The sequence below is a fragment of the Allobosea sp. NPDC003192 genome (assembly GCF_050275675.1).
Lineage (GTDB): Bacteria > Pseudomonadota > Alphaproteobacteria > Rhizobiales > Beijerinckiaceae > Allobosea.
Window position 1 is genome coordinate 170,394 of sequence record NZ_JBNNPK010000007.1, and the last position, 24,529, is coordinate 194,922.

Sequence of the window (24,529 nt, forward strand, 5' to 3'; positions counted from 1 at the left end):
CCCTTCACCTTCTCTCGCGCTGCGAGACGGCGCTCGGCTCGTTTGGCTGCTGCGCGCCGTCGCGCGGGCGTCGCCATGGCCGCTTCCAGAAGGTCGCGGCAGGCGCGGTGGCTTCCACGACGGCGTCGTCGGAAAGCGCGGCTGCGACGGCGGCGATCGTCCGGTTCCGGAAGAAATCGCGCGCGGCGACCTTGAGCCCCTCGCGGCGGGCGCGACTGGTGATCTGGAAGATGCTGAGGGAATCGGCGCCGAGGTCGAAGAGGTCGTCGTGGACATCGATGTCCTCGCGCCGCAGCACCTCGCTCCAGATCCGGATCAGCGTCTCTTCGACCGGTGTCCGCGGCGCGGTCCTGTCGTCCGGCTTCTCGACCTTGGGGGCGCTCTGGGTATCCGGCGCCGGCAGCGCGGCTCGGTCGAGCTTGCCGCTCTGGTTCAGCGGCAAGGCCGGCAGGCCGATCCAGGCGGTCGGGACCATGTAGTCCGGCAGCTCCTGCGCCAGCGCGGCCCGCAATTCGGCCGGCGGCGGACTGTCCGCGCTGGTGACGTAGTAGCAGACCAGTCGTGGCTCACCCGGAACGTCCTCGCGCAGGATTACGGCGGAGACGATGCCGGTCTTGCGGGCGAGGACGGCCTCGATCTCGCCGGGCTCGATGCGGAAGCCGCGCAGCTTCACCTGGTGGTCGAGGCGCCCGAGATGCAGGATGCGGCCGTCGGGCAGGTACTTGGCGCGGTCTCCGGTGCGGTAGGCCTTCGCGCTCGTGGCGGGATCGACCGGGTTGGCGATGAAGCTCCTGGCGGTGAGCCTGGGGTTGTTGGCGTAGCCGCGCGCCAGGCCCGAGCCGGCGATCAGCAGTTCGCCGGGAATGCCGACGCCGACGGGCTCGTTGTTGCCGTCGACGACATAGAACTGCGTGTTGGCGATCGGCAGGCCGATCGTGATGACCTCGTCCTCCGGCTGGATGCGGGCGACCGAGGACCAGATCGTCGTCTCGGTCGGCCCGTACATGTTCCAGAGTTCGCCGCCGCCTTCGAGCAGCTTGCGTGCGAGGTCGAGCGGCAACGCTTCACCGCCGCAGAGCATGCGCAGGCCTGGCCGCGAGCGGAAGCCGGCTTCGAGCAGCAGGCGCCAGGTCATCGGCGTAGCCTGCAGCACGTTGGCGCCGCTTTGCTCCAGCCGCGACAGCAGTTCGGCGCCGTCCTTGGCTTCGTCCGAAGTCGCGATCGCGACCCGGCCGCCCTGGAGCAGCGGCAGCAGCAATTCCAGCGCGGCGATGTCGAAGGTCACCGTCGTGACGGCAAGCATCGTGTCGGAGCTGGAGAAGCCTGGCTCGCGTGCCATGGCGAAGAGCAGGTTCGACAGCCCGCCGTGAGTGACCTCGACGCCCTTGGGCGCACCGGTCGAGCCGGAGGTGTAGATCACATAGGCGAGCTGTTCGGGGCCGATCGCCGCCGTCCGGATCCCGGCGAGGTTCGCCGTGGTCCGGTCGACATCGATCAGCATGACGCTCTCGTCCGGTTCGACGATGGTGGGGTCGAGCGGACCCGCGGTCAGGAGCGCGACGGCTTCGGAATCCCTGAGGATGCGCTGGATGCGCGCCTTCGGCATGACGGGATCGAGCGGCACATAGGGGAAGCCCGCCTTGAGCGCGCCGAGCATGCCGGCGATCAGCGCGGGCGAGCGCTCGATCAGCAGGCCGACGCGGCTTTCGGGAGCGTCGATGCGCGCCATGAGCTCCGCCGCGATCCGGTCAGCCCAGGCGTTCAGCGCGGCGTAGGAAATCTGCTGCTCGCCGCAGGAGACGGCGATCGCCTCGGGCTGCTGCTGGACCTGGCGTTCGAAGGCCTGGATCGTACCGTCGTCGCTCTGGAGCGCGACCTGCGTGTCGTTGATGTCGGAGACGAGCCGCTGGCGCTCGTCGCCCTCGATCAGCGGCATCGCCGCGATGACCATGTCGGCGTTGGCGACGAAGGCCGTGAGCAGCGTGCGATAATGGCCGAGCCAGCGGTCGATCGTTGCCGCATCGAAGAGGTCGGCGCCGTAGCAGCAGTCGATTCGCAGGCCCTCGTCGGATTCGCCAATGTTGAAATAGAGATCGAAGGTCGAGAAGGCCTTGGGGTTCGGCTCGGCGCTGGCTTTGACACCCGCGCCGAAGTCGAGATTGCCGGCCAGCCTTTCGAGATTGAACTGCACCTCGACAAGCGGCAGCCGCCCGGACACGGGCGGGACGCGCAGACGCTTCAGCAGCGCGCCGAGCGTGAAGCTCTGATGGTCGTAAGCGTCGAGGACCATGCGCCCGACCTTGTCGAGATGGGTCGAGAACGGTTCGGCCGGATCGATGCCGCCGCGGATCGGCAGGAAGTTGACGCAATGGCCGACGGGCGAGGGACCTTCGAGCTGCGATTGCCCGGCGGCGGGGACGCCGATGACGAGGTCGCTCTGGCCCGAGAGCCGCAGCAGCAGCACCTGGAAGGCGGCGAAGAGCGTGGCGAACAATGTCCGCCGCTGCTTTGCGCCCGCCGCCTTCACCTTGCGATAGAGCTCGGCCTCGATGAAGCTCGTGCGCGTGCCGCCATTGAAGCTGCGCGGCGCCTGCCGTTGCCGGTCGGTCGGCAACTCGAGCGGGGTTGGCAGCTCCTTGAACATCTTGGTCCAGTAGGCCGCGGCCTCTTTCGCGCGCGGATCCTGCCGGGTTTCCGAGGCGTAGTCCGCGAAGGGCATTGCTGCCGGCAAGGCGTCGACGCCGGAGCGGTAGGCCGTTGCGATCTCGTCGAGCAGGATGTTGGTCGACCAGCCGTCGCAGACGATGTGATGCGCCGACAGGATCAGGACATGCTTGTGCTCGGCGAGCCGGATGATCTCGGCTTCCGCCACCGGTCCCTGCACGAGATCATAGGGGCGGCTGGCATAACCCTCGATCAAGGCTTGCAGGGCTGCTTGCGGATCAGGCTCGCCGCGCAGGTCGCTGATCGCAACCGGGAACACCCCCGAGGTCGAGAGCTGCATCGTCTCGCCGTCGGCGGAGAAGCGTGCGTGGAGGACCGCGTGCCTAGCGGCGACCTGCCTGACCGTCTCGGCGAGGCGCAGCGCATCGATATGGCCGTCCAGCGTCAGGCTGACGGATTCGTTGAAGGCGGCGCTGGCTTCGGGGCCGGTCTGGTCCGACAACCAGATCTCGGTCTGGGCCTCGGTCAGGGGCAGCTCGATCTCCGATGGAGCGGCGGGCATGTCCGGCGGCAGGCTCTCGGCGGCCGTTCCGGGCAACATCCCGTCCCGGCGCATCAAGGCGAGGCTGTCCTCGAAGGCGGCGATGATCGCTGCGATCTCGGCATCGCCATGCTGGGTCGTCAGGAAGCAGGGATAATGTTCCTGGATGAAGATGCCGCGGGCGCGTAAGTGGTAGTGCAGCAGGCTGCCGAGACGATGATCGCGGCCCGGCTCGAAATAGGCGACGCTGCCATAGCTCTCGATCGGCACGTCCCAGCCGACCTTGGCGAAGGCGCGCCGCAATGCCTCGACCAGGCCCTGCATGCGCTGCGTCAGGGCGCCGGTCAGCGCCGGCCCGTTCTCCTTGATGTGCCTGAGCACGGCGACCGTCGCCGCCAGAGCAAGCGGGTGCCGGACGAAGGTGCCTGCGAAGAAGGTGACGCCGACCTCGGGCACGCTGTCGTCGCCGAAGCGCCAGGCGCCGCCATCGAGCGCATCCATGAAGCGTGGTGTGCCGGCCAAGAGGCCGACCGGCAGGCCCCCGCCGACGACTTTGCCATAGGTCGCGATGTCCGGCTTGATGCCGAGCAGGGCCTGCACGCCGGCGGGATGGACCCGGAAGCCGGTGACGACCTCGTCGAGCACCAGTGCCGTGCCGGCCTTCTCAGTGATCGCGCGCACTTCCTTGAGGAAGGCGATGGGCAGATAGCCCGGCCGGCGGCTCTGCACTGGCTCGACCAAGACCGCTGCAAGCTCATGCGCGTGCTCGCGCAGCCAGGCGAGGCTCTCGTCGGTGCCGTAATCCAGGACGGTCATGCGCCCGACGGCCTCGGCCGGGATGCCGGGAGCCGCCGGCACCGAGCGGTGCTGCGCGCCGACGCCGCGGACCAGGACCTCGTCGAACTGTCCGTGATAAGCACCTGAGAACGCGACGATTCTGTCGCGGCCAGTGACGGTGCGAGCGACGCGCATCGCCGCCATCACCGCTTCGGAGCCGGTGTTGCAGAAGGCGACGCGGGCGTGGCCGGTCAGCTCGCAGAACAGCGTCGAGGCCTCGTGCGCGAGCGGCGATTGCGGACCGATGGCGAAGCCGTCCGTCAGCTGGGCCTGGACCGCCTCGACGACGAAATCGGGCGCATGGCCGAAGGCGGTCTGCCCGTAGCCGTTGACCAGGTCGATATAGGCGTTGCCATCGACATCCCAGATCCGGGCGCCCTTCGCCCGGGCGGAGACGATCGGATAGACCATCTCCTTCCAGTCGGCGGCGAAGCCGGAGACGGTGCGCGGATCGGCCAGGACCGGACGATGCTGATCGGCGAGCCGCTTCGAGGTCGCGGTCTTGCCGACATAAAGCTTCGTCAGCCGGGCGATATGAGCGCGCTGGGCTTCGGTCAGGCTCTCGTTCCCGGTCCGGATCAAGGGCTTGAAGCGCGCCGTCGAGCCGGCGGCACTGCTCGTGGCGGCCGGGGAAGCTGAGGCTGGCTGAGGCTGCACGGCCGCCAGCGGCTGAGGGGCGGGCGAGGGCTGCGAGGCCGGCGCTATGGTTGCATTGGCTGGCGCTGCCGCCTGGCCGCTCAGGGCCTGGAGCTGGCGCTCCATCAGCCGCGACATCACGTCGAGCTGCTCGCGCATCAGCACGTCCAGGCCCGAGCCGGCCGGCTGCGCGCTGGCGACTGGGGGCGCGGCCGAGACGGGCGCCGGCGTGACAGGCGCGGGCGCGACCCGCGCCGCCGCCGGAACCACCGGAGCCGGCTTCGCCGTTTCCTGCGGGCACAGCTCGGCGATATGGCGCGTGACGTCGTCGACGCTCGGCAGATCGTCGAGCAGCTGGCGGAAGCGGATCTGGACACCGAAGGCCGTCTGCAGGCCTTGTGCGGCCTGGGTCAGCAGGAGCGAGTCGAAGCCGAGCTCGAGGAAGCTCGCGCCGGTCTCGTCCGCGCCGAAGGGCCGTCCCGACAGGTTCTCGAAGATCGCTGCGACCCGGCCGCCGAGGTCCGAACGGCCCAGGGGAATGTCGGTGTCAGCATGGGGAGGCATGGCCGGTTCCTGCTCGGGTTGAGTGGGAAGAGGTTGAACGGGGGCGACCGCAGGGGCGGCGACAGAGGCGACTGGCGTCTCGACCCAATGCCGGCTGCGCTCGAATGGATAGGTCGGCAGCGAGACGCGGCGCGGCTGGCCGCCGGCCTGATAGGCCGACCAGTCCGGCGCAATGCCAGCGGTCCAGAGGCGGCCAAGGGCTGTGGCCAGCATGCTCTCGGCATCGCCCTGCGCATCAGGCAGGCAGGAGATGGCGGCCCGGCCCGCGCCAGCGCCTTGCAACGCGAAACTGGCCAGCGCGGCGCCGGGTCCCACTTCGAGCAGGATGGGCGAGAGGCTGCGCGCCAGCGTCGCGATGCCGTCGGCAAAGCGCACCGGCTCGCGCGCATGCCGCGCCCAATAGGAGGGATCGGTGGTCTGTTCGGCGCTGGCCCAGTCGCCGGTCACGCCGGAGATGTAGGGCAGCTCCGGCGCATTGAGGCGGATGGCCGCGACTGCCTCGGTAAAAGGCGCGACCAGCGGGTCGATCATGGCGGAGTGGAAGGCGTGCGAGGTCTGCAGGCGGCGATGCGTGACGCCGCGCTGCGCGAGCTCGGCTTCTAGCGCCTCGACCGCCTCGAACGGCCCGGCCAGCACGCTCATGCCGGGCGCGTTGACCGCCGCTACACTGACGCCATTGCGCACCAGCGCCGCGGTCTCGGCATCGGGCAGGCGCACGGCCAGCATCGCGCCGCCGGGCAATTCCTGCATCATCCGGCCGCGCCTGGCGACGAGCGAGAGCGCGTCCTCGAGCGAGAACACGCCGGCGAGGCAGGCGGCGGCGAACTCGCCGACGCTGTGGCCGATCATGGCCGATGGCTGCAGGCCCCAGCTCAGCAGCAGCTGCGCCAGCGCGTATTCGACCGTGAAGATCGCCGGCTGCGCGAGCAGCGTCGCCGAGAGCTTCTCCGGGTCGCCGCCATTGCTCGGATAGAGCAGGCTGCGTAGGTCGAGCCCGAGCTCGGGCTTCAGCAACTCGCAGCACAGATCGACCGTCCGGCGGAAGACCGGCTCGCCGGCATAAAGCTCCCGCGCCATCTGCGGATATTGCGAGCCCTGGCCGGGGAACATGAAGATGAGATCGCCGACGCCGGTCACCGCGGCGGCGCGTTCGGTGTTCTGCTTGCGCAGGGCGGCAGCCGCCTCGGCATGGCTGCCGGTGGCCACGGCGAGGCGGTAGGGGAAAGGCCGTCGCCCGGTCTGCAAGGTGAAGGCGATGTCGGCGAGGCTCTGTTCGGGCTGGGTTTCGAGATGCTCCACCAGCCGGTCCCGCGCCGTGCCGAGCGCTGCGGCGCTGCGGGCGGAGAGCGTCAGGAGCTGGTTGCGGCGGGCTGGTGCCACGGTTTCGCTCGCGGGGGCCTGCTCCAGCACGAGATGGACATTGGTCCCGCCGAATCCGAAGGCGCTGACGCCGGCGCGGCGCGGCCCTTCATGCCCTGGCCATTCCTGCCTGTGGTCAGCGATGAAGAACGGGCTTTCCGGCAACTCCAGCGCCGGGTTCGGCCGCGTGACGTGCAGGCTCGCCGGCAGTATCCCGCTCTTCACCGCGAGCGACGCCTTGATCAGCCCGGTGACGCCGGCGGCGGCGTCGAGATGGCCGATATTGGATTTGACCGAGCCGAGCGCGCAAAAGCCGCGATCCTCGGTCGTCAGCCGGAAGGCGGCGGTGAGGCCGGCGACCTCGATCGGGTCGCCCATCGGCGTGCCGGTGCCGTGGCATTCGACATAGCCGATCGAGCGCGCATCGACGTCGGCGGCCGCATGCGCCATGGCGATCGCCGCGGCCTGGCCGTCGACGCTCGGCGCGGTGAAACCGACCTTGCCGGCGCCGTCATTGTTGACGCCGACACCGCGAATGACGGCGTAGATCTGGTCGCGATCCGCAACCGCATCCTCCAGCCGCTTCAGGACGACGAGGCCGGCGCCGCTGCCGAAGATCGTGCCGCTGGCGCTGGCATCGAAGGCACGGCAATGGCCGTCCGCCGAGACGATGCCACCCTCCTGGGCAAGATAGCCGCGCCGTTGCGGGAAGGTGATCGAGACGCCGCCCGCCAGGGCCATGTCGCAGCCGTGGCAGAGCAGGTTCTGCACGGCCTGGGCGACGGCCAGCAGCGAGGTCGAGCACGCCGACTGGACGGCGACGCAGGGGCCGGTGAGACCGAGCTTGTAGCCGATCCGTGTCGCCGTGAAATCGGCGGCGGAGCCGACCAGCAGCGGCAGATTGCCGATCTGGAAGCCCGAGGTGTAGTCGGCGATGGCCGAGCGGTCGTGCAGCAGGTTCTGCAGCAGATAAGTGCTGGAGGTGGCGCCGGCGAAGACGCCGATGCACTGGCCGGGCGCGGCGGGGTCGTAGCCGGCATCCTCGAGCGCTTCCCAGGCGCATTCCAGCAGCAGGCGCTGCTGCGGATCGGTGAGCGCCGCCTCGCGCGGCAGCATGCCGAAGAACGGCGCATCGAACAGATCGACGCCGTCGAGGACCGGCTTCATCGAAACGAAGTTCGGGAGTGCGCGGGTCGCCGCGTCGAAGCTGTCCTCAAGCTCTGCAGGCGCGAAGGAGGTGATCGATTCCACGCCCTCGAGCAGGTTCCGCCAGAACGTGCCGATGGTCGGTGCGCCGGGGAAGCGGCCGGCCAGACCGACGATCGCGACGGCGCGCTCGGGGAGGGGGTCAGTCATGGGAGCCGCCTATCGACGCGCTTTCGGGGAAGGATGCGGGCAACCCGCGCGAGCGCAGGCCGCGCTCGCGCGCCGCGGCCAGGCTGCCGAGCGCGCCAGGCTTCTGCGGCGTCAGATGGCCGGCCAGCGCCCGCACATTCGGGAAGCGGTAGAGGTCGACCAGGGCGAACCAGGGCAGGTCTCGGACGAGGCGCCGGTGTAGCTCGGCGACGAGCAGGGAATTGCCGCCGAGGTCGAAGAAGTTGTCGTCGATGCCGACGAGGTCGATCTGGAAGACATCGGCGACGGCCTCTGCGAACCGGCGCTCCAGTGCGCTGCGCGGGGCAGCATAGGGTGCCGCCGCCTCCGGCCGTGCCCGGCCGGGCGCCGGCAGCGCGGCGCGGTCGAGCTTGCCGTTCACGGTCAGCGGGATGTCGGGCACGAAGACGAAGGCGGCCGGCACCATATGCGCCGGCAGGGTCTCCGCGAGGCGGGCTTTCAGCGCCGCGGGGGAGGGGCGGTCCGCGCCATCAGCCACCAGATAGCCGACGAGCCGCTCGTTACCGTCGTCGGAACGCAGCAGCACCGCAGCCTGCCTGATCCCGGGATGGGCCATCAGGGCCGTCTCGATCTCGCCGAGCTCGACGCGGAAGCCGCGGATCTTCACCTGCTGATCGGCGCGGCCGAGATATTCGTAATCGTCGTCGTCGACCTGGCGGGCGAGGTCGCCGGAGCGGTAGAGCCGGGCGCCGGGCTCGTCCGGATGCGGCACGAAGCGAACGGCGTTGAGTTCGGGCCGGTTCAGATAACCGCGGGCGAGCCCGGCTCCCGCGACGAAGATCTCGCCGATCTCGCCGCGGGGCACCGGGCGCATGGTCTCGCCGTCGAGCAGCAGGAGCTTGAGGTCCGGGATCGGCCGCCCGATCAGGCTCGAAGGTTGGTGGGTCTCGGCCTGGGTGAGGGGGCGATAGGTGACATGCACCGTCGTTTCCGTGATCCCGTACATGTTGACGAGATGCGCGTGCTCACCGCGGCGCTGGTACCAGCCGGCGAGGCGGCGCGGGTCGAGCGCCTCGCCGCCGAAGATGACGAGCCGCAGGATGAGCCGGTCGCGCCCGCCGCGATCCTGATCGGCACGGTCGAGGGCGGCGAAGGCCGACGGCGTCTGGTTGAGCACCGTGACGCCCTCGTCGGCGAGCAGGCGCAAAAAAGCGGCGGGGTCCCGCGTCGTGCTCTCCGGCACGATCACGAGACGCCCGCCGTGGAGCAGAGCTCCCCAGATTTCCCAGACCGAGAAGTCGAACGAGACGGAATGGAACAAGGTCCAGACATCGCTGGACCTGAAGCCGAACCAGGCTTGCGTCGCGCTGAAGAGCCGCGTCACGGCGGCATGCTCGATGGCGACGCCCTTCGGCTTGCCGGTCGAACCGGAGGTGTAGATCACATAGGCGAGGTCGCTGGCCGCCGCCGCGCGGCGGGCCTGCGAGCCAGGTACCGCCTTCGCCTCTCCAGGCTGATGCGGATCGAGCCGCTGCCGGCCGGGCGGGAGCCAGTCGGCGTGGTCGGAGGCGATGATGATCGACGCACCGGCATCCTCGACCATGAAGGCGAGCCGCTCGCCCGGATAGGCCGGATCGAGCGGCAGATAGGCGGCGCCGCTCTTCAGGATCGCGAGCAGCGCCGCGACCAGGTCGAGCGAACGCGGCAGGCACAGCCCGACGATCGCGCCTGGACCGGCACCCATCATGGTCAGTCGCTCGGCCAACCGTTCGGCGCGCTCGTCGAGCTCGGCATAGGAGAGATGGGCCGGGCCCAGCGACAGCGCGATGGCGCGCGGCTGGGCGGCGACCTGCGCGGCGAAGAGATCGACCAGGGTCGCCGGCGCTGACGTAGCGGTTCGCGGCGCCTCCCTCCGAGCGGCTCGTTGGCGGGCGGCTCCGGTGGGTTCGGGAGCGGTGGACGCCCGAGGCCGGCTACGACGCGGGGCCTGACGGGCAGCTTTCCTGTCGATGGTCTGTGTCATGCTGGGAAGGCTATGCGCCAAGTCCGCGCGACAACATTGGAGCAGTTGGAGTAACGCCATCTTCCCAGAATTGCCGTGCGCCACACGCAGATGACGTAAGGTCAGAGTTTCTGGCCGGGCGAGGCATGCTCGAAAGAGCTGTGGATGCGGGTGGAGCGCGGTGAGCGGGGGCCAAAGCTTCGGGCCGAAATGAGGGTCGGAATTTTAGAAATTCATATTTGATAACAATATGTTGGATCGAATCTTGGTCTGTCGGGCGCAAGGCTGCCTAGGGTCTCAGCCGGAAGTAGAGCCCCGAATAGGTCTCGACATGGCATTCGGGATGGAACGGCACGTCGAGGCTGCGTGGCTTCTCCCAGGAATCCACGAGCTCATAGCCGAGCGCGACGAGGCCATCGATGAACTCGGTGCGCGCCGGAATGCTGTAGGGGCAGAACGAGACTTGTCCTGTTCGTGTGATCACCGATTGGATCGTCACGAAGGAATGCCACGCATGGAGCGGCCGGCGCTGGACAATCAGGTGCCGCGGGCGCCTCCGCCAGGCGTTCAAACGCTCGTGCAGGTAATGTTCGGGCAGGTATTGCAACGAGCCTGCCGCAAGCAGGATGTCCATGCCGCAGCCGTCGTCGACACTGTTGGTGAAGCTCAGGCGCGGCGTCGGCTGCTGCGCGGCGAGTGCCTGTCCGGCCCGGATGATGTGCGGAAGGTCGAAGACGGTCCAGCGGAAGTCATCAGGGAAGGAAAGGTACTGGTCGTACTGATGGAAGGCGTGCCCGACATAGCCGCCGAGATCGAGCAGTGTCCTGGCGCCGTCGTCGAGCGCTCTACGCAACCAGAACAGCACCGGGTACTCGGTCGCCGGCATCGGCTCGATGCCGCCGGACAAGGTGGTGTAGTGGTCGATATCCGCCATTGCGTCATGGTCGAAGCCGGCAAGCCCGGTTGGCAGTGAGCGCTCAGCTGCCTCGAAGCTCGCATATCTGCCGCTGTAGCCGCAGTGATATCTCCCGGCGCGGAAGTGGGCCTCGTAGAGCTTCCGGCGCAATTGGGTGATGCCCGGCCAGCGCGTCGACGCCGTGCGGGCCGTCACGCGTAGGCTCTGTTTCCATGTTGCCATGGCCGACATCGCTCAGGCCTCGCCAGCGCGTTTCGCCTCGGGGCGAGCCCCGGGCTTCGACGCGGGTGCTTTGCCCGGCCGCGAGACGTCGGCCGTCCCAGAGGTTTCCGGCCGCGGCGCCAGCCCCAGCAGCCTGGCAGCGGGTTCTGCGAACAGCACTGCCAGGACGAACAGCACCAGCGCCACCGTCGCTCGCAGGCGGCCGGGGGCCGACGCGCCCTGCGCCGTGGCTGGCGGGGAACGGGAGATCGGCGGCTCGTTCGGGGCAGGCCGCGGCGGCACCCGCCGGGCGGGCGCGCCGAACACCGCCTTGGTCAGCTCGGCGCCGCCGTCGTCAACCGCGAGCCAGTGTTTCGCGAAGGCGGAATGCCGGACCGCCGGAAGCGACGGGGCGGTACGGGCATTGCTGCCATCGTCCCGGCTGTGCTTCTCCGAACTGGTCAAGGATCCCTCCGTTTTGGCCGGTGGAGAGCCGTCTCTCCTCGCTCGGCCGGGTTCGGGCATCGCCTTCAGATCTGCGGCCGTACCTCGTCGACGCGAATGACGTCGTCCTCGCCGAGATAGCTGCCGTTCTGCACTTCGATCAGTTCGAGCGGCCCGGAGCCGCTGTTCTCGAGCTGGTGCACCGCTCCGAGCGGGATGAAGATATGCTCGTTCTTGCCGAAGTGACCGATGGTCTCGCCGACCGTCACGGTGGCGGTTCCGCGCACGACTACCCAATGTTCCGAACGGAAGCGGTGCTTCTGCAGCAGCAGGCGCCCTTTGGGCGCGACGATCATGCGCTTGACCTGGAAGCCGTCGCCGGCATCGACGATCTGGTAGGAGCCCCAGGAGCAGTGGACGCTCGCATGCGTCTCGGCCTGGCTGCAGCCCTTGCTGCGCAGCAGCTCGACGACCTGCTTGACCTCGCCCGCACGGTTGCGGTCGGCGACCAGCACAGCATCACGGTTCGCCACGACGATCAGGTCCTCGACGCCGAGGACGGAAGTCATCGGCCCGTCGGTCGAGACCAGGCAGTTGTGCGCGTCGACCAATTCGACATTGCCGCGGCGGGCATTGCCGCTGCCGTCATGGTCGCTCAGCGCCCAGAGCGCATCCCAGCTGCCGATGTCGGACCAGCCGCAGGCCATGGCGACGACAGCGGCCCGGTCTGTGCGTTCCATCACGGCGAAATCGATCGAGCGCCTCTGCGCCGTGACGAACCCGTCCAACGCCAGTGCAAAGGCGCCGGCCTCGTCAGCCCCGTTCGCAACGGCCGCTTCGACCGCGCTCACTGTCGCCGGTTCGAAGGTGCGGTACTCCTCGATCAGGCTGCGCGCGCCGAACAGGAAATTGCCGGAATTCCACAGCCAGCGTCGGCGCAGATATTCGGCGGCGCGGTGCCCATCCGGCTTTTCGGTGAAGCGATCGACATGCCGGGCTTCACCTTCGAGCACCATCCCGGGTTCGATCCAGCCATAATCCGTGCAGGCATGTTGCGCCGCCACGCCGAAAGTCACGAGGCGCCCGGCGCGGGCGGCCGGAAGGCCGCTGACGACGGCGTGCCGGAAGGCTGCGCGATTGGTCACGAGATGATCGGAGGCGACGACGAGGACGGTGCTCTCCGCCTCGCGACGTTCCGCGAGCAGGCAGCCGGCGAGGATGGCGGGGCCGGAATCGCGCCGGTCGGGCTCGAGCACGATCTCGGCCTCGGCGCTGATATCCGCCAGTTGCCGCTCGGCCAGGACGCGGTGATTGCGGTTGGTCAGGACGAGCGGCGGATCGAACAGCTTGTGACGCAGGCGCAGGACCGTGTCCTGGAAGGTCGAGCGCTCGCCGAGCAGCATGGCGAACTGCTTCGGCAGGGAGTTGCGCGAGGTCGGCCACAGCCGCGTCCCAGCGCCGCCGCACATGATGATCGGACGTATCTTCGCGGGCATGTCGACCCTCTCGGCGTGAGCTGCAACGGAGTCACTGCTGGCTGGCGAGACCCGTGATCTGGCGCATCGGCGGCTTCGCCTGGTCTCCGGGGAGCGCGCCCTCGATCGACCTCGCCTTCGGAGCGATCTGGACGATGTCGCCTGGCTGCAGCGGTGTTTCGAACTTCGCCTGGAGTGTCACCGGCGTGAGCCCGGCCTGCCGCGTGATCTGGATGTCCCAATCCGCTGCCACGCTGGAGCCCTGGCTCGCGACCACCCTGCGGCGCCGGCTTTCGGCGATCTCGCGCGCGGTCGGGAGGCTGCGCTCGACCTCGAGGATCTTCTGCCTGGTTTCCTGGAGCTCCAGGACGACGCGGCGCATATAGGTGGTGTCGAGCTCGCGGAGCCGCAGCATCAGCTCGCCCAGCGCCGTCTCGCTCTTGGCCAGTTCCGCCCGCAGGCGCGCGGCTTCGCCCTGCGTGCGGGCATAGTCGCGCTCGCGCTCGACCTGGACGGTGCGCAGGCCATGGCCTGTCGTCGCCAGCTTGTTGTATTCGCTCGACTGCTCGCGCGTCAGCTCGACCTGGCGCTCGACCAGTCGGGCCTGCTCGGTCAGAGCGGCTTTTTCGGATTGGAGACGCGCGACTTGCTGACTCAGCAAGTCGCGCTCGCCTTCGCGAGCCCGGCGCTGGAAGTCGAGGATCTCCTGCTCGCCGGCCAAGATCTGGGCGCTGCCCGAGATGCGCGCGTCGGGTACGAGCTGCTTCACGCCATCGCGCTCGGCTTCCAGTCGCATGCGCCTTGCCATCAGCGTCTGCAGCGAGGCGTTCAGCAACTGCTCGCGCTCGTCGGCGAGCAGGAGCTCGGATTTGAGCACGGCGAGCGACTCGTCGCCGACCCGGTAGCCGCCGGCGAGCGCCACCGCGCCGAGAACGTTGAGGCCGTGCCGGAACGGATAGGTTCCCGGCGACCGCACCTCGCCCATGATGTAGACCGGCTTCAGCTCCGCGACCCGCAGGCTGACCACGGCATCGCGCAGATAGCCGTCCATCAGCGCGCTGCGGATGCGGGCTTCCGCTTCAGGCGCCGAGAGCCCGGCGATCCTGATCCGGCCGGCCAGCGGCATGTTGACCGCGCCCGACCCGTCCAGGACGAAGTCTCCGGAAAGGTCGGTCTGGCCGAACACCGAGATCGTCACCTTGTCGCCGATCGAGAGCGTGTCGGCGGCCTCGCGCTCTGCGGCCGAGGCCGTCGCGATCAGGACCAGTACGCAGGCGATCAGCGCCAGGACGAATGGCCCGAGCCGACGTCGTTCCGAGGGCGCGGCAAGCGCCAGGGTTCCGGATGCGGGGCGAAAGTTGCGGGATTGAATTGACGCGTCCAAGGCTAGCTCCGACCGTCCTGCCCAAAGCATGGCGCTGCGATGCGGGCAGGATGTCAGGACCAGCGGCGTTTTCCGCTTCGGCATTCGGGCCAAGGCGCGTCGCCACCGGATTAATCCCATAGTCGAGCCCGGCAGCCGTCGCCGCGCCGGGGTGCCGCCTCGCGTCGCGTGGGAAGTAGCCCTTCCTTGTTGTCGCCGCGGCGCTCACCTCCCAAAGCGTCCTTTGAGAATGCGGCGCTTGCAGCAAAGCTTTCGGCTCCTTCCCGTGCACGATCCGGCGGAGCTCAGACATGCAGAAGCGTATCCTCGTCACAGGCGGCGCCGGCTTCCTCGGCTGCCATCTCTGCGAGCGCCTGGTCGCCGAAGGGCATCAGGTCCTGGCGGTCGACAACTACTATACTGGGCGCCGCGAGAATCTGAGCGCGCTGCTGGGCCAGCCCAATTTCGAGGTGCTGCGGCACGATGTGACCTTCCCGCTCTATCTGGAGGTCGACGAGATCTACAATCTCGCCTGCCCGGCCTCGCCAGTGCACTACCAGCGCGATCCCGTGCAGACGACGAAGACCAGCGTGCTCGGCGCGATCAACATGCTGGGCATGGCCAAGCGGCTCGGCATCCCGATCCTGCAGGCCTCGACCAGCGAAATCTACGGCGATCCGGATGTACATCCGCAGGTCGAGAACTATCGCGGACTGGTCAGCATCAGCGGTCCGCGCGCCTGCTATGACGAAGGCAAGCGCTGCGCCGAGACGCTCTTCTACGATTACCAGCGGCGCCATGGCGTCGAGATCCGCATCGCCCGCATCTTCAACACCTACGGGCCGCGCATGAATCTCGAGGATGGCCGCGTCGTCTCGAACTTCATCGTCCAGGCGCTGCGCAACGAGCCGATCACGCTCTATGGCGATGGCCGCCAGACCCGCGCCTTCTGCTTCGTCGACGACCTGGTCGAGGGACTGATGCGCCTGATGAACGCGACCCGGCCGCTGGACGGCGCGGTCAATCTCGGCAACCCGGTGGAGACCTCCATGGCCGAGATCGCCGAGCTGATCGTCACGCTGACTGGCTCGCGCTCGCAGATCGTCTACCGGCCGCTGCCGCAGGACGATCCGCGCCAGCGCTGCCCCGACATCAGCAAGGCGCAGGAATTGCTGCATTGGGTACCGAAAGTGCCGCTGCAGGAGGGGCTCGAGCGGACGATCGCCTATTTCGACGGCGTCCTGTCGGCGATGCACGACCCCGTGCGGCGGGTCGAGGTCGCGAGGGCGAGCTGATGGCGCCGGCAGACCCGCTTCCCCGCGCACGCATCATGGGCGTCAATGTCAGCGCTATCACCATGGCGGACGCCCTGCGCACGGTCGAGGACTGGATCGGCCGAAGGGCGCGCAACTATGTCTGCATCACCGGCGTCCATGGCGTGATCGAGAGCCAGTCGGATGCCCGGCTCATGGCGATCCACGAGCGTGCCGGGATGGTGACGCCGGACGGCATGCCGTTGGTCTGGATGACGCGCAAGCTCGGCCATGGCCAGACTGAACGGGTCTATGGCCCGGATCTGATGTTGCGCCTCACGGAGCTGTCGGCCGAGAAGGGGTACCGCCAGTACTATTTCGGCGGTGCGCCCGGCCTAGCCGAGCGTCTGCGCGATCGCCTCACCACGCGCTTTCCGGGCCTTGCCGTTGCGGGCACCTTCTCGCCGCCGTTCCGGCCTTCGTCGGCGCAGGAGGACGAGGAGATCGTGCGGATGATCAACGCGGCCCGGCCGGACATCGTCTGGGTCGGCCTCAGCACGCCGAAGCAGGAATACTGGATGGCCGGACATCTCGACCGGATCGAGGCGCCGGTCATGATCGGCGTCGGCGCGGCCTTCGATTTCCTGGCCGGCACCAAGCGCCAGGCCCCGGCCTGGATGCAGAAGCGTGGCCTCGAATGGCTGTTCAGGCTGCTGTCGGAGCCACGCCGGCTCTGGCGGCGCTATGGCAAGATCGTGCCGCAGTTCATGGTCGGCGCCAGCCTGCAACTGCTCCGGCAGAAGACAGCGCTCGCGGTTGCCCCCAAGAGGGAGGCCTAACCCCAAGAGACAGGTCGTCTCAAAAGGGGTATAGTTCGGTTTAACCACCTGATTTAAAAAGATAAAAACGCTATCACTGAGCTCCATTCTTCAGTGGAGCGAAGTAATGTCCAGAAAATCTGTGCTGGTTACAGGCGCTGGTGGCTTTATCGGCTTCCATCTTGTGAATTACCTCAAGGATCGAGGCTATTGGGTCCGAGGCGTCGATATCAAGGATCCGGAGTACCAAGCCAGCTCGGCAGATGAATTCCGCATTCTGGACCTGCGCGAGATGGACGATTGTCGCGAGGCCGTCCGCGGTATGGACGAGGTCTACAATCTCGCCGCGGACATGGGCGGCATCGGCTACATCTCCGGCGCGCACGCCTCGATCACCTTCAACAACACGATGATCAGCGCGCTCATGCTGAAGGCGGCCCATGACGCCAAGGTCCAGCGCTTCCTGTTCTCCTCCTCGGCCTGCGTCTATCCGCAATATCTCCAGGATGTGCCCTCGGTCGTGCCACTGAAGGAGGATGATGCCTTTCCCGCCGATCCCGAGCCGGGATACGGGCTGGAGAAGCTCTACACCGAGAAGCTGTGCGAGTACTTCACCGAGGACTACGGCTTCCAGACCCGACTGGTCCGCTTCCATAATGTCTACGGGCCGCTCGGCACCTGGGACGGCGGCAAGGAGAAGGCGCCGGCCGCCATCTGCCGCAAGGTCGCTATGGCGAAATCGGGCGATGCGATCGAGGTCTGGGGCGACGGCAAGCAGACCCGCTCGTTCATGTACATCGACGACTGCGTCGAGGGCATCTACCGCATCATGCGCTCGGATTATTCCAAGCCGCTCAATCTCGGCACGGACGAACTGGTCGATGTCAGCGGGCTGGTCGACATCATCGCCGGGATCGCCGGCAAGACGATCCACAAGCGCTTCAACACCAATCGCCCGCAAGGCGTCCGCGGGCGCAACAGCGACAACAACCGCCTGCGCGAAGTGCTCGGCTGGGAGCCATCGATCCATCTCGGCCAAGGCCTGATCCCGACCTATGCCTGGATCGCGGGCGAGGTGAAGGCGAGGGCCGAGCGCGAGGCTGGCATCGAGACGATCCCCACGATCGCGGCGCAGTAGCGCGTCCGCACTTCGCCGTAGCCGACCGAGATCCCGGGAGCTTGCCATGCCGGATGTCATCACGACTGTCGTGCCCGTTTCGATCGGCATGGCAAAGCCGGGCCGGCGGCCCGGCGCCAACGTCAATCCGGCGACGCGGAGGCGGCTGGTCGCCGCCGCGTTGCTGGTGGGGGATCTCGTCACCTTGACGATCGTCGCCGGCGTCCTGCAGCTCGGCGCGGTCGTCGCAGCGTCCGATACGGACACCGACATGGCGAGCCTGGTCCTGGTCTGGGCGCTGGCCTTGTGCTGCTCCTTGGCCGGCTATGGTCTGTACGGTTCGGAACGGGCCGAACCGGTTGACCGCCTGCGCCGGCGTACGCTCGGCAATGTCGTCGCCGCTGCCGTCGTGCTCGCCTGGCTTCTCGTCGCCAGGCCGTCCAATCATCTCTGGGGCCTCGTGATTGCCGGCGCGGGTCTGACGGTACTGCTCGGCTACTATGTCGAGGCGCTGATCCGCGGTTCGCTGGTGCGGCGCGACCTGTGGTCCGCTCCCACCGTGCTCTACGGCACGATGCCGGCGTGCCTGGCCCTGGCGCGCGATCTGGCCTCGCGGCCGGAGCTCGGCCTGAAGCCGGTCGCGATCCTCACCGACGATGAGGACGATACGCTCTCGGATGCTCCGGAGATCGCCGACCTCCCGGTGATCACCCGCGGCCAGGCCAACATCATCTCGCCGGGGATCGAGGTTGCGCTGTGCGCCTCTGGCGACCTGCACGTCGAGAAGGCGGACTGGCTGGCGCGCCTGCCCCTGCGCCAGATCTTCGTCGTCCACGACGCCTCGACGCTCCAGGTCCTCAATCCGCAGCTGCGGGCCATGGGTGGATTGCTCGGGCTCGAGCTATGCAGCGCCATCCACAGGCCGCGCAATCTGCGCCTGAAGCGGATGCTCGATCTGATCGTCGCGGTTCCGATCGCCCTTGCGGCCGTGCCGGTGGTCGCGCTGCTCGCGCTCGCGGTGAAGGCGGTCGACAACGGGCCGGCCTTCTACGCCCAGCCGCGGATCGGCCGTAACGGCCACGTCTTCAAGGTCTACAAGCTGCGCAGCATGTATGCCGATGCCGAGGCGCGGCTCGCCGCGCATCTGGAGGCCGACAGCGCGGCACGGCAGGAATGGGAGCGCTTCTTCAAGCTCTCGGACGATCCGCGGATCCTGCCGAGGATAGGGCAGTTCATCCGCCACTCCAGCCTCGACGAGCTGCCACAGCTCTGGAACGTCCTGCGCGGCGATATGAGCATCGTCGGACCGCGACCGTTCCCGGCCTATCACAATCAATGCTTCGACACCGCCTTCCAGGCGCTGCGGACCAGCGTGCCGCCCGGTCTGACCGGTCTCTGGCAGGTGACGGATCGCAGCGACGGTGACCTCGCGGTCCAGAAGCGCCAGGACAGTTTCTACATCCACAACTGGTCGTTCTGGCTCGATTTCTACGTCCTGCTGCAGACCGTTCCCGCCGTTCTCCACGGGCGGGGCGCGAAATAGCGCGCAGGCCAATTCCGTTCGAGCTGGTCGTCCGCGCAGCGCCGGCCAGCCCCGATCGTCATCTCGGCTCAATCAGCAGGCGAGGCACGGGATCATGGATCTCTTCAGTGACATGCGAAGCCACCGTCCTCCGGCGACGCTCGCCAAGCATTACGATGCGGTGACCTTCGATTTCCTCTCCATGCTCTGGCGGCGGCGGCTGCTGATCCTCGCCGTAACCTGCGCAACGGCACTGGCGGCCGCGCTCTATTTGACGGTGACCCCGCCGCGCTACACCGCCGACCTGGTGCTGCAGTTCGATTTCACGCGGGAAGACAACGGCGGCGGCGGCAAGGTCAGCAGCGTCGCGCTCGAAGCGTCCACGCTTGTGGAAAGCGAAGCGCGGATCATGCGCTCGCTCGCCACGGCTCGCGCGGTCGCCGCGCGCCTCGGTCTCGACCAGGCGACACCGAGCCAGCCATCGGCGGTCTCCAGGCTGTTCACGGGCGCCGCCGAACTCGTGTTTCCCTCCTCGGTACGCCATACGCTGCGCAATCTCTCCGGCTTCGGCGGCGGATCGGCAGAGCCGACCGCACGTGATGTCGCCGCCCAGAAACTGCTCGGCGCGCTCGGCGTCAGCAACGATGCCAAGGCCTATCTGGTGACGCTGACCTATCGCGACACCGATCCCGATCGCGCGGCGCTGATCGTCAACGCCTTCGGCAACGAATATCTGCGCCGCAAGATGGAGGCGACCACCAGCGCCTCGCAGCGCTCCAGCCAGTGGTATGGCGCACAGGCCCAGGAGGCCCGCGCCAATCTCGGACGGATCGAGAAGGAGATCGAGGCCTTCCGGGTCCGGACTGGCTTCGTCGAGCTGGGACAGGACGGTGCCGATATCCAGCAGCAGCAGCTTCGCGACATGCTGACCCAGCTCAACGCGACCTCCGCCACGCGGCTCGCCGAGGAGACCCGCCTGCAGCGCGCGCAGGTCTCCCTCGCCGCGGGCAACATCCCGCAGACCAGCGACCTAGGCGGCTCGCCGGTGGTTCAGCAGCTCCTCGACGAGGAGGGCAAGGCGCGCCGGGCTCTCGACGAGATGGTGGCGGTCTCCGGCGAGCGTCATCCCGCCGTGCAGCGGCTGCGGCTGTCGCTTGCCGCCGTGCAGGAGCGGCTGCAGAAGCAGCTGGCGCAATCCGTCGCCAATATCGAGACCGACGTCCAGGCCGCGCGCGCCGCCGAGTCGGCGCTGCGCGATCGCGTCGCGGCGCTGCAGACCAAGTCGATCGAGGCGAGGGGGCTCGAGGGCCAGCTGCGCACCTTGCAGGCTGAAGCGACGGCGGCGCGCGACCGGCTGAAGCAGCTCTCCGACGCCCATCAGCAGGCCAGCGCCGTGAGCGAGCTGCGGCCGATCATCGCCCAGATCGTGGCGCCGGCCGATGTCCCTTCGCTGCCGAGCTCGGCCAAGCCCTCGCTGGTACTCGGTCTCGCCACGGTCGGCGGGCTGATGGCCGGGGCCGGACTCTCCTATCTGCTGGAGAAGCGCGATCGCGGCTTCCGCAGCGAGAACGAGTTCGCCGCGGAAACACGGACCAACTGCGTCGGGCTCCTCCCGAATCTGGAGCACTACCCAGGCGGGCTGGAGAGCCTGGTTTTCGCCGAGGCGGTGCGCTCGATGGTGGCTGAGCTGTTCCCGCCGAGCAATCCGCCCAAATTCGTGCTGATCACCTCGTCCGCGCCGGGGGAGGGCAAGTCCTTCGTCGCTTCCGCCATGGCGCGCGTGCTGGCGATGATGGGACAGCGCGTGCTGGTGGTCGACGGCTCGCCCCGGCGCCTGCTGCTAGGCCAGAATTTCCCGCACGAGGCGTTGCTCGACCAGTGCCTGCCCCAGGTCGGCGACGCCGGTGGTCCGGGCACCAGCCCGGTCGCCACGGTTCGGCGCGCTTCCGGCCTGCGCGACAGCCAGAACGTCTATTCGAATCCGGCTTTCGAGGCGATGCTGCGCGAGGCGCGGGCGCGCTACGACGTCATCCTGTTCGAGGTGGCGCCCGTGCTGCTCTCGGCCGACAGCGCCCTGCTGCGGGAGCACGCCGATACGGTGCTGCACGTCGTCAGATGGAACGACACGCTGAAGAGCACGGTCTCCGCGACGCTCGACCACCTCGCCAGGCTGGGGCTGGACGTCGCGGGTGTCGTTCTCAACGGCGTCGATCTCGAAGAGCAGGGCCGCTACGACGTCTCCGACCGCGGCCGCGTCTATCGCAACTACAAGTCCTTCTATCAGGCCTCGGCATGAGCAGTCGTTTGCATCGCTATGCGGCGCTGCTCGCGGCCCCGGACCTTGGCGCGCCGGCACCGCCGAGCGGTGGGTTCAGCTGCCAGGCCTGCGGCTCGCCCGCCGTCCATCTGCCGAGCGATCTGTCGGCCGAGGCGCTCGTCATCTGCGATGGTTGCCAGCGCCCGGTCGCGACCCTGGCCGCCTTCCGGGCCTATGTCGATCGGCTCGCTGCGAGCGCCCGGTTCTGCGACCATCACCTGACGGTCTGCCACTCCGACTCGGAGGGTGGACACGATCAGGCCGTGTCGAGTTGATCGTCAGGCCAACCTCAGGTTTCAGGATTGAGGCTGTTTGGTGGCTCGATTCGCGGCGCCTGCGGACGGATTCGGCTGGCGATGCGGTTTCATCAACAGGGCTGGCGCTGCCGCGAGCAAGAAACAATCCATTGATATATTGTGCCAAAAAAAGACGATTAGTCCGAATGAACTAATCCCTCAGAGTAAGGATTCATTGGGCTGGGTAGAACCGAATCACGCCGGAAGGGTATCTAGGCTGCGATCACTTAGAGTGTTCCAGCCAAAAAAGGAGCCCCTTTATGGCCACATTTTACGTCTCGGCAACTGGAAACGACAACAATACAGGATTAGATGGGACGTCATCTTTCCAAACGCTGGAGCGGGCGATCCAAGCCATGCACCAGAGCAATGGAGCGGACACGGTCTACCTTGCTGGAGGGACCTACCATGTGGACGACGCCCTCAAGCTGACTTCCGCCGATTCAGGGTCTTCCTTCCTGGCGATGTCCGGGCAGGAGGTCGTCATCAGCGGCGGCACGCCGGTGACTGGCTGGACCAAGGGTGCCGACGGCATCTGGACGGCCCATGTCGATGCCGACCAGGTTCAGCAGCTCACGGTCAATGGCGTGCAGCAGACCCAGAGCCGCTTCCCCGACGTCGATCCCAACGATCCGGTCAAGGGCGGCTGGCTCTGGGGGCAGGATCTGCCGAACGGGTACGACCCGCAGAAGTCGATGGCGTTCGATCCTTCGGACTTTCCGGCGGGCCATGCCCCGCAAGTCGGCCAGACGATCACCGTTTTCTCGGAAAACGGCTATGCCAACGACAAGCTGACCATCGCCTCGGTGCAGGGTAATGTGGTCACCTTCACCTCGGAAGCCAATTACGACCTCGGTCCTGCAAGCCGCTTCTATGTCTCTGAGAAGACACCGGACGATGTCGGCGAGTGGTCCTACGACAGTGCGACGCAGACTGTCCGCTACAAGGCTCCCGAGGGCTTTACCGGTGAGGGCGCCGTCGTCTCCGACGACCACAGCCTGTTCGTCGTCGACGGCGCGAAGAATGTCAGCTTCAAGGGGCTGACCTTCGCGGATACCGCGGCGAAGACCGGAGACCCCGAGACTGCGGCGATCGAGGCGCATGACGCGGCCGGGCTGAAGATCGAAGGCAACCACTTCGTCAATGTCGGCGTCGGCGTGGCGCTGCACGGCAGCAGCAGCGGAAATGTGATCTCGGACAACAGGTTCGAGCATACTTGGTCGAGTGCCATCGCGCTGACGCCGGGAACCAGCGGCAATCAGATCTCGAACAACGTCATCGACCGCTCGAACGAGGCCTTCGTTCAGCACGGCTCGATCTCCATGGAGGAGTCGGCCCGCAACCAGATCGATCACAACACGATCACCAATGTGCCGCGCTTCGGCATCGCGGAGATCAACTACGATCCTGGCAATCCGTCGGGCGGCAATGTCATCGAGTACAACGATATCCGCCATTCCGGGCAGCAGACGCCGGATGTCGGCGCCATCTACCTGTTCTCGGCCGATGATTCCGGGGCGGCGGGGGACATCATCCGCTACAACAACATCGTCGACACCGGCGGCCTGAACACCAAGGACGGCGGCTTCGCCGAGAACTGGAGCTCCGGCATCTATCTCGACAACATGGCGAGCAACGCCCAGATCTACGGCAACTTCGTCCAGGGAACGACGTTCAGCGGCATTCTCATCCATGGCGGGTCAAACAACCAGATCCACGACAACACGCTGCTGGACAACGGGAAGTACGGCATCTCGACGATCGTTGCCGACGACCATCCGATCACGGGCAACCAGACCTACCAGAACTTCATCGAAGTCTCGGGAGATGGCAGCAACACGATCGATACCGATCAGACCGATCCGCGCCTGATCCACGACAACGTCTACTACAATCCCAATGGCGGGGAGCTGACGGTCGCCGATCTCTCGCTGGCCGGCTTCCAGCAGCGTGGTGGCGATGCCGGCAGCGTCATGACCAGCCAGGCCGGCTTCGCCGATGCCGCGGGCGGCAACTACAGCTTCGTCTCCGGATCGGCGGCGCAGGCGCATGGTGTCGAATCCGCGCCGTTCGGCTCGATCGGATCGTCCCTCGCCGGCACCGTGCCTGACGTCGACACCCCTGTGACGCCGCCGGTCACGCCGGAGCCGGAGACACCGGTGACGCCGCCGGTCACTGCCGAGCCGGAAACGCCTGTCACACCTCCGGTCACCGCCGAGCCCGAAACGCCGGTGACGCCTCCGGTCACGGCGGGACCGGACGAGCCCACGACGGAGACCCCGCCGGTCACGGCAGAACCCGAGACGCCATCGACCGAAATCCCCGTGACGAATCCGGGGGAAGACCCGGATGTGATCACGATCCCGGAGGTCCCGTCACTGCCGGAGCCCGAACCGGGTACTCCGTCGAATCCGGGCCAGGGCTCGGGCTGGGGCGGCCACCATGGCTGGGGCGGTCACGGCGGCGGTCGCAACTGGTTCCAGGAGATCTGGGCGCGGCGCGACGACGATGATGATCGGGGCGGTCGCAACGGGTCGCGGGACGCTCAACGCGAGACCCTGGCGGTCGATGACGACACCGGCAACCAGGTGGGTGGCCGCGGCGACTGGCGTGGCAACCAATGGCGCCATGACGATGGCGACAACGACCACAGTCACCGGTTCTCGCACTGGCACTGGTAGCCTTCGGGAGCTGCCTGGAGAGCCGGAAACCGGCCCTCATCCTCAACTCGGAGACCGTCTTACCGATCGGCTTGCGGCACGAGCCGATCGGAACGGGCTCAGAGGCAACCCGGCCTTCGCGGCCGGGTTGCCGCCGTCCAGGGTCAGTCGCGTCGCGTCTCGAACCCATCCCACGATCGACCCGCGCG

13 protein-coding genes are annotated in these 24,529 nt (G+C 67.6%); 7 read left to right on the forward strand and 6 right to left on the reverse strand.

Annotation, left to right across the window (positions count from 1 at the left end; translation table 11 throughout):
- Positions 1–4: 4 nt before the first annotated feature.
- The 6 genes from ACQKLX_RS12185 to ACQKLX_RS12210 all read right to left on the reverse strand — a co-directional run bounded on the left by ACQKLX_RS12185 (position 5) and on the right by ACQKLX_RS12210 (position 14,358).
- A complete protein-coding gene (locus ACQKLX_RS12185) occupies positions 5–7,957 on the reverse strand; it encodes a hybrid non-ribosomal peptide synthetase/type I polyketide synthase (protein ID WP_427361836.1) in 7,953 nt (2,650 codons plus the stop codon).
- On the reverse strand, positions 7,950–9,959 hold the full coding sequence (locus ACQKLX_RS12190; RefSeq protein WP_427361837.1) for an amino acid adenylation domain-containing protein: 2,010 nt from the start codon (positions 9,957–9,959) through the stop codon (positions 7,950–7,952). Before ACQKLX_RS12190 ends, ACQKLX_RS12185 begins: the two co-directional genes overlap by 8 nt.
- Positions 9,960–10,227: 268 nt before the next feature.
- Positions 10,228–11,049 carry a methyltransferase, TIGR04325 family gene (locus tag ACQKLX_RS12195; protein ID WP_427361838.1) on the reverse strand — a complete coding sequence of 274 codons (822 nt, stop codon included), beginning with the start codon at positions 11,047–11,049 and terminating at the stop codon, positions 10,228–10,230.
- Between the two features lie 39 nt (positions 11,050–11,088).
- Positions 11,089–11,520 (reverse strand): hypothetical protein, encoded by a 432-nt coding sequence (locus tag ACQKLX_RS12200; protein ID WP_427361839.1) that lies wholly within the window; start codon positions 11,518–11,520, stop codon positions 11,089–11,091.
- Positions 11,521–11,585: 65 nt separating this feature from the next.
- Entirely contained in the window at positions 11,586–12,995 is a 1,410-nt protein-coding gene (locus ACQKLX_RS12205; RefSeq protein ID WP_427361840.1) for a mannose-1-phosphate guanylyltransferase/mannose-6-phosphate isomerase, read from the reverse strand.
- Between the two features lie 31 nt (positions 12,996–13,026).
- Positions 13,027–14,358, reverse strand: a complete 1,332-nt coding sequence (locus ACQKLX_RS12210; protein WP_427361841.1) for a polysaccharide biosynthesis/export family protein — start codon at positions 14,356–14,358, stop codon at positions 13,027–13,029.
- A 290-nt stretch (positions 14,359–14,648) separates the two neighbouring features.
- On the opposite strand from ACQKLX_RS12210, the gene ACQKLX_RS12215 reads away from it, so the two are divergent.
- From ACQKLX_RS12215 to ACQKLX_RS12245, 7 genes are all read left to right on the forward strand, one after another.
- Positions 14,649–15,632, forward strand: coding sequence for a UDP-glucuronic acid decarboxylase family protein (locus ACQKLX_RS12215; RefSeq protein ID WP_427361842.1), 984 nt, complete (start codon positions 14,649–14,651; stop codon positions 15,630–15,632).
- Entirely contained in the window at positions 15,632–16,429 is a 798-nt protein-coding gene (locus tag ACQKLX_RS12220) for a WecB/TagA/CpsF family glycosyltransferase (protein WP_427361843.1), read from the forward strand. Before ACQKLX_RS12215 ends, ACQKLX_RS12220 begins: the two co-directional genes overlap by 1 nt.
- Positions 16,430–16,535: 106 nt before the next feature.
- On the forward strand, positions 16,536–17,546 hold the full coding sequence (locus ACQKLX_RS12225; protein ID WP_427361844.1) for an NAD-dependent epimerase/dehydratase family protein: 1,011 nt from the start codon (positions 16,536–16,538) through the stop codon (positions 17,544–17,546).
- A 46-nt stretch (positions 17,547–17,592) separates the two neighbouring features.
- Complete coding sequence (locus ACQKLX_RS12230; protein WP_427361845.1) at positions 17,593–19,068, forward strand: exopolysaccharide biosynthesis polyprenyl glycosylphosphotransferase; 1,476 nt, start codon at positions 17,593–17,595, stop codon at positions 19,066–19,068.
- Between the two features lie 112 nt (positions 19,069–19,180).
- Complete coding sequence (locus ACQKLX_RS12235) at positions 19,181–21,343, forward strand: GumC family protein (RefSeq protein ID WP_427361846.1); 2,163 nt, start codon at positions 19,181–19,183, stop codon at positions 21,341–21,343.
- Entirely contained in the window at positions 21,340–21,639 is a 300-nt protein-coding gene (locus tag ACQKLX_RS12240; RefSeq protein WP_427361847.1) for a hypothetical protein, read from the forward strand. Before ACQKLX_RS12235 ends, ACQKLX_RS12240 begins: the two co-directional genes overlap by 4 nt.
- 431 nt (positions 21,640–22,070) lie before the next feature.
- On the forward strand, positions 22,071–24,341 hold the full coding sequence (locus ACQKLX_RS12245; protein WP_427361848.1) for a right-handed parallel beta-helix repeat-containing protein: 2,271 nt from the start codon (positions 22,071–22,073) through the stop codon (positions 24,339–24,341).
- The last annotated feature ends 188 nt before the right edge of the window (positions 24,342–24,529 follow it).

Bases quoted from the DNA above. Each gene is read 5' to 3' on its own strand.
- ACQKLX_RS12240 (WP_427361847.1), top strand. From the start codon at position 21,340: ATGAGCAGTCGTTTGCATCGCTATGCGGCGCTGCTCGCGGCCCCGGAC.
- ACQKLX_RS12215 (WP_427361842.1), top strand. From the start codon at position 14,649: ATGCAGAAGCGTATCCTCGTCACAGGCGGCGCCGGCTTCCTCGGCTGC.
- ACQKLX_RS12185 (WP_427361836.1), bottom strand. From the start codon at position 7,957: ATGACTGACCCCCTCCCCGAGCGCGCCGTCGCGATCGTCGGTCTGGCC.
- ACQKLX_RS12205 (WP_427361840.1), bottom strand. From the start codon at position 12,995: ATGCCCGCGAAGATACGTCCGATCATCATGTGCGGCGGCGCTGGGACG.
- ACQKLX_RS12220 (WP_427361843.1), top strand. From the start codon at position 15,632: ATGGCGCCGGCAGACCCGCTTCCCCGCGCACGCATCATGGGCGTCAAT.
- ACQKLX_RS12225 (WP_427361844.1), top strand. From the start codon at position 16,536: ATGTCCAGAAAATCTGTGCTGGTTACAGGCGCTGGTGGCTTTATCGGC.
- ACQKLX_RS12230 (WP_427361845.1), top strand. From the start codon at position 17,593: ATGCCGGATGTCATCACGACTGTCGTGCCCGTTTCGATCGGCATGGCA.
- ACQKLX_RS12235 (WP_427361846.1), top strand. From the start codon at position 19,181: ATGCGAAGCCACCGTCCTCCGGCGACGCTCGCCAAGCATTACGATGCG.
- ACQKLX_RS12190 (WP_427361837.1), bottom strand. From the start codon at position 9,959: ATGACACAGACCATCGACAGGAAAGCTGCCCGTCAGGCCCCGCGTCGT.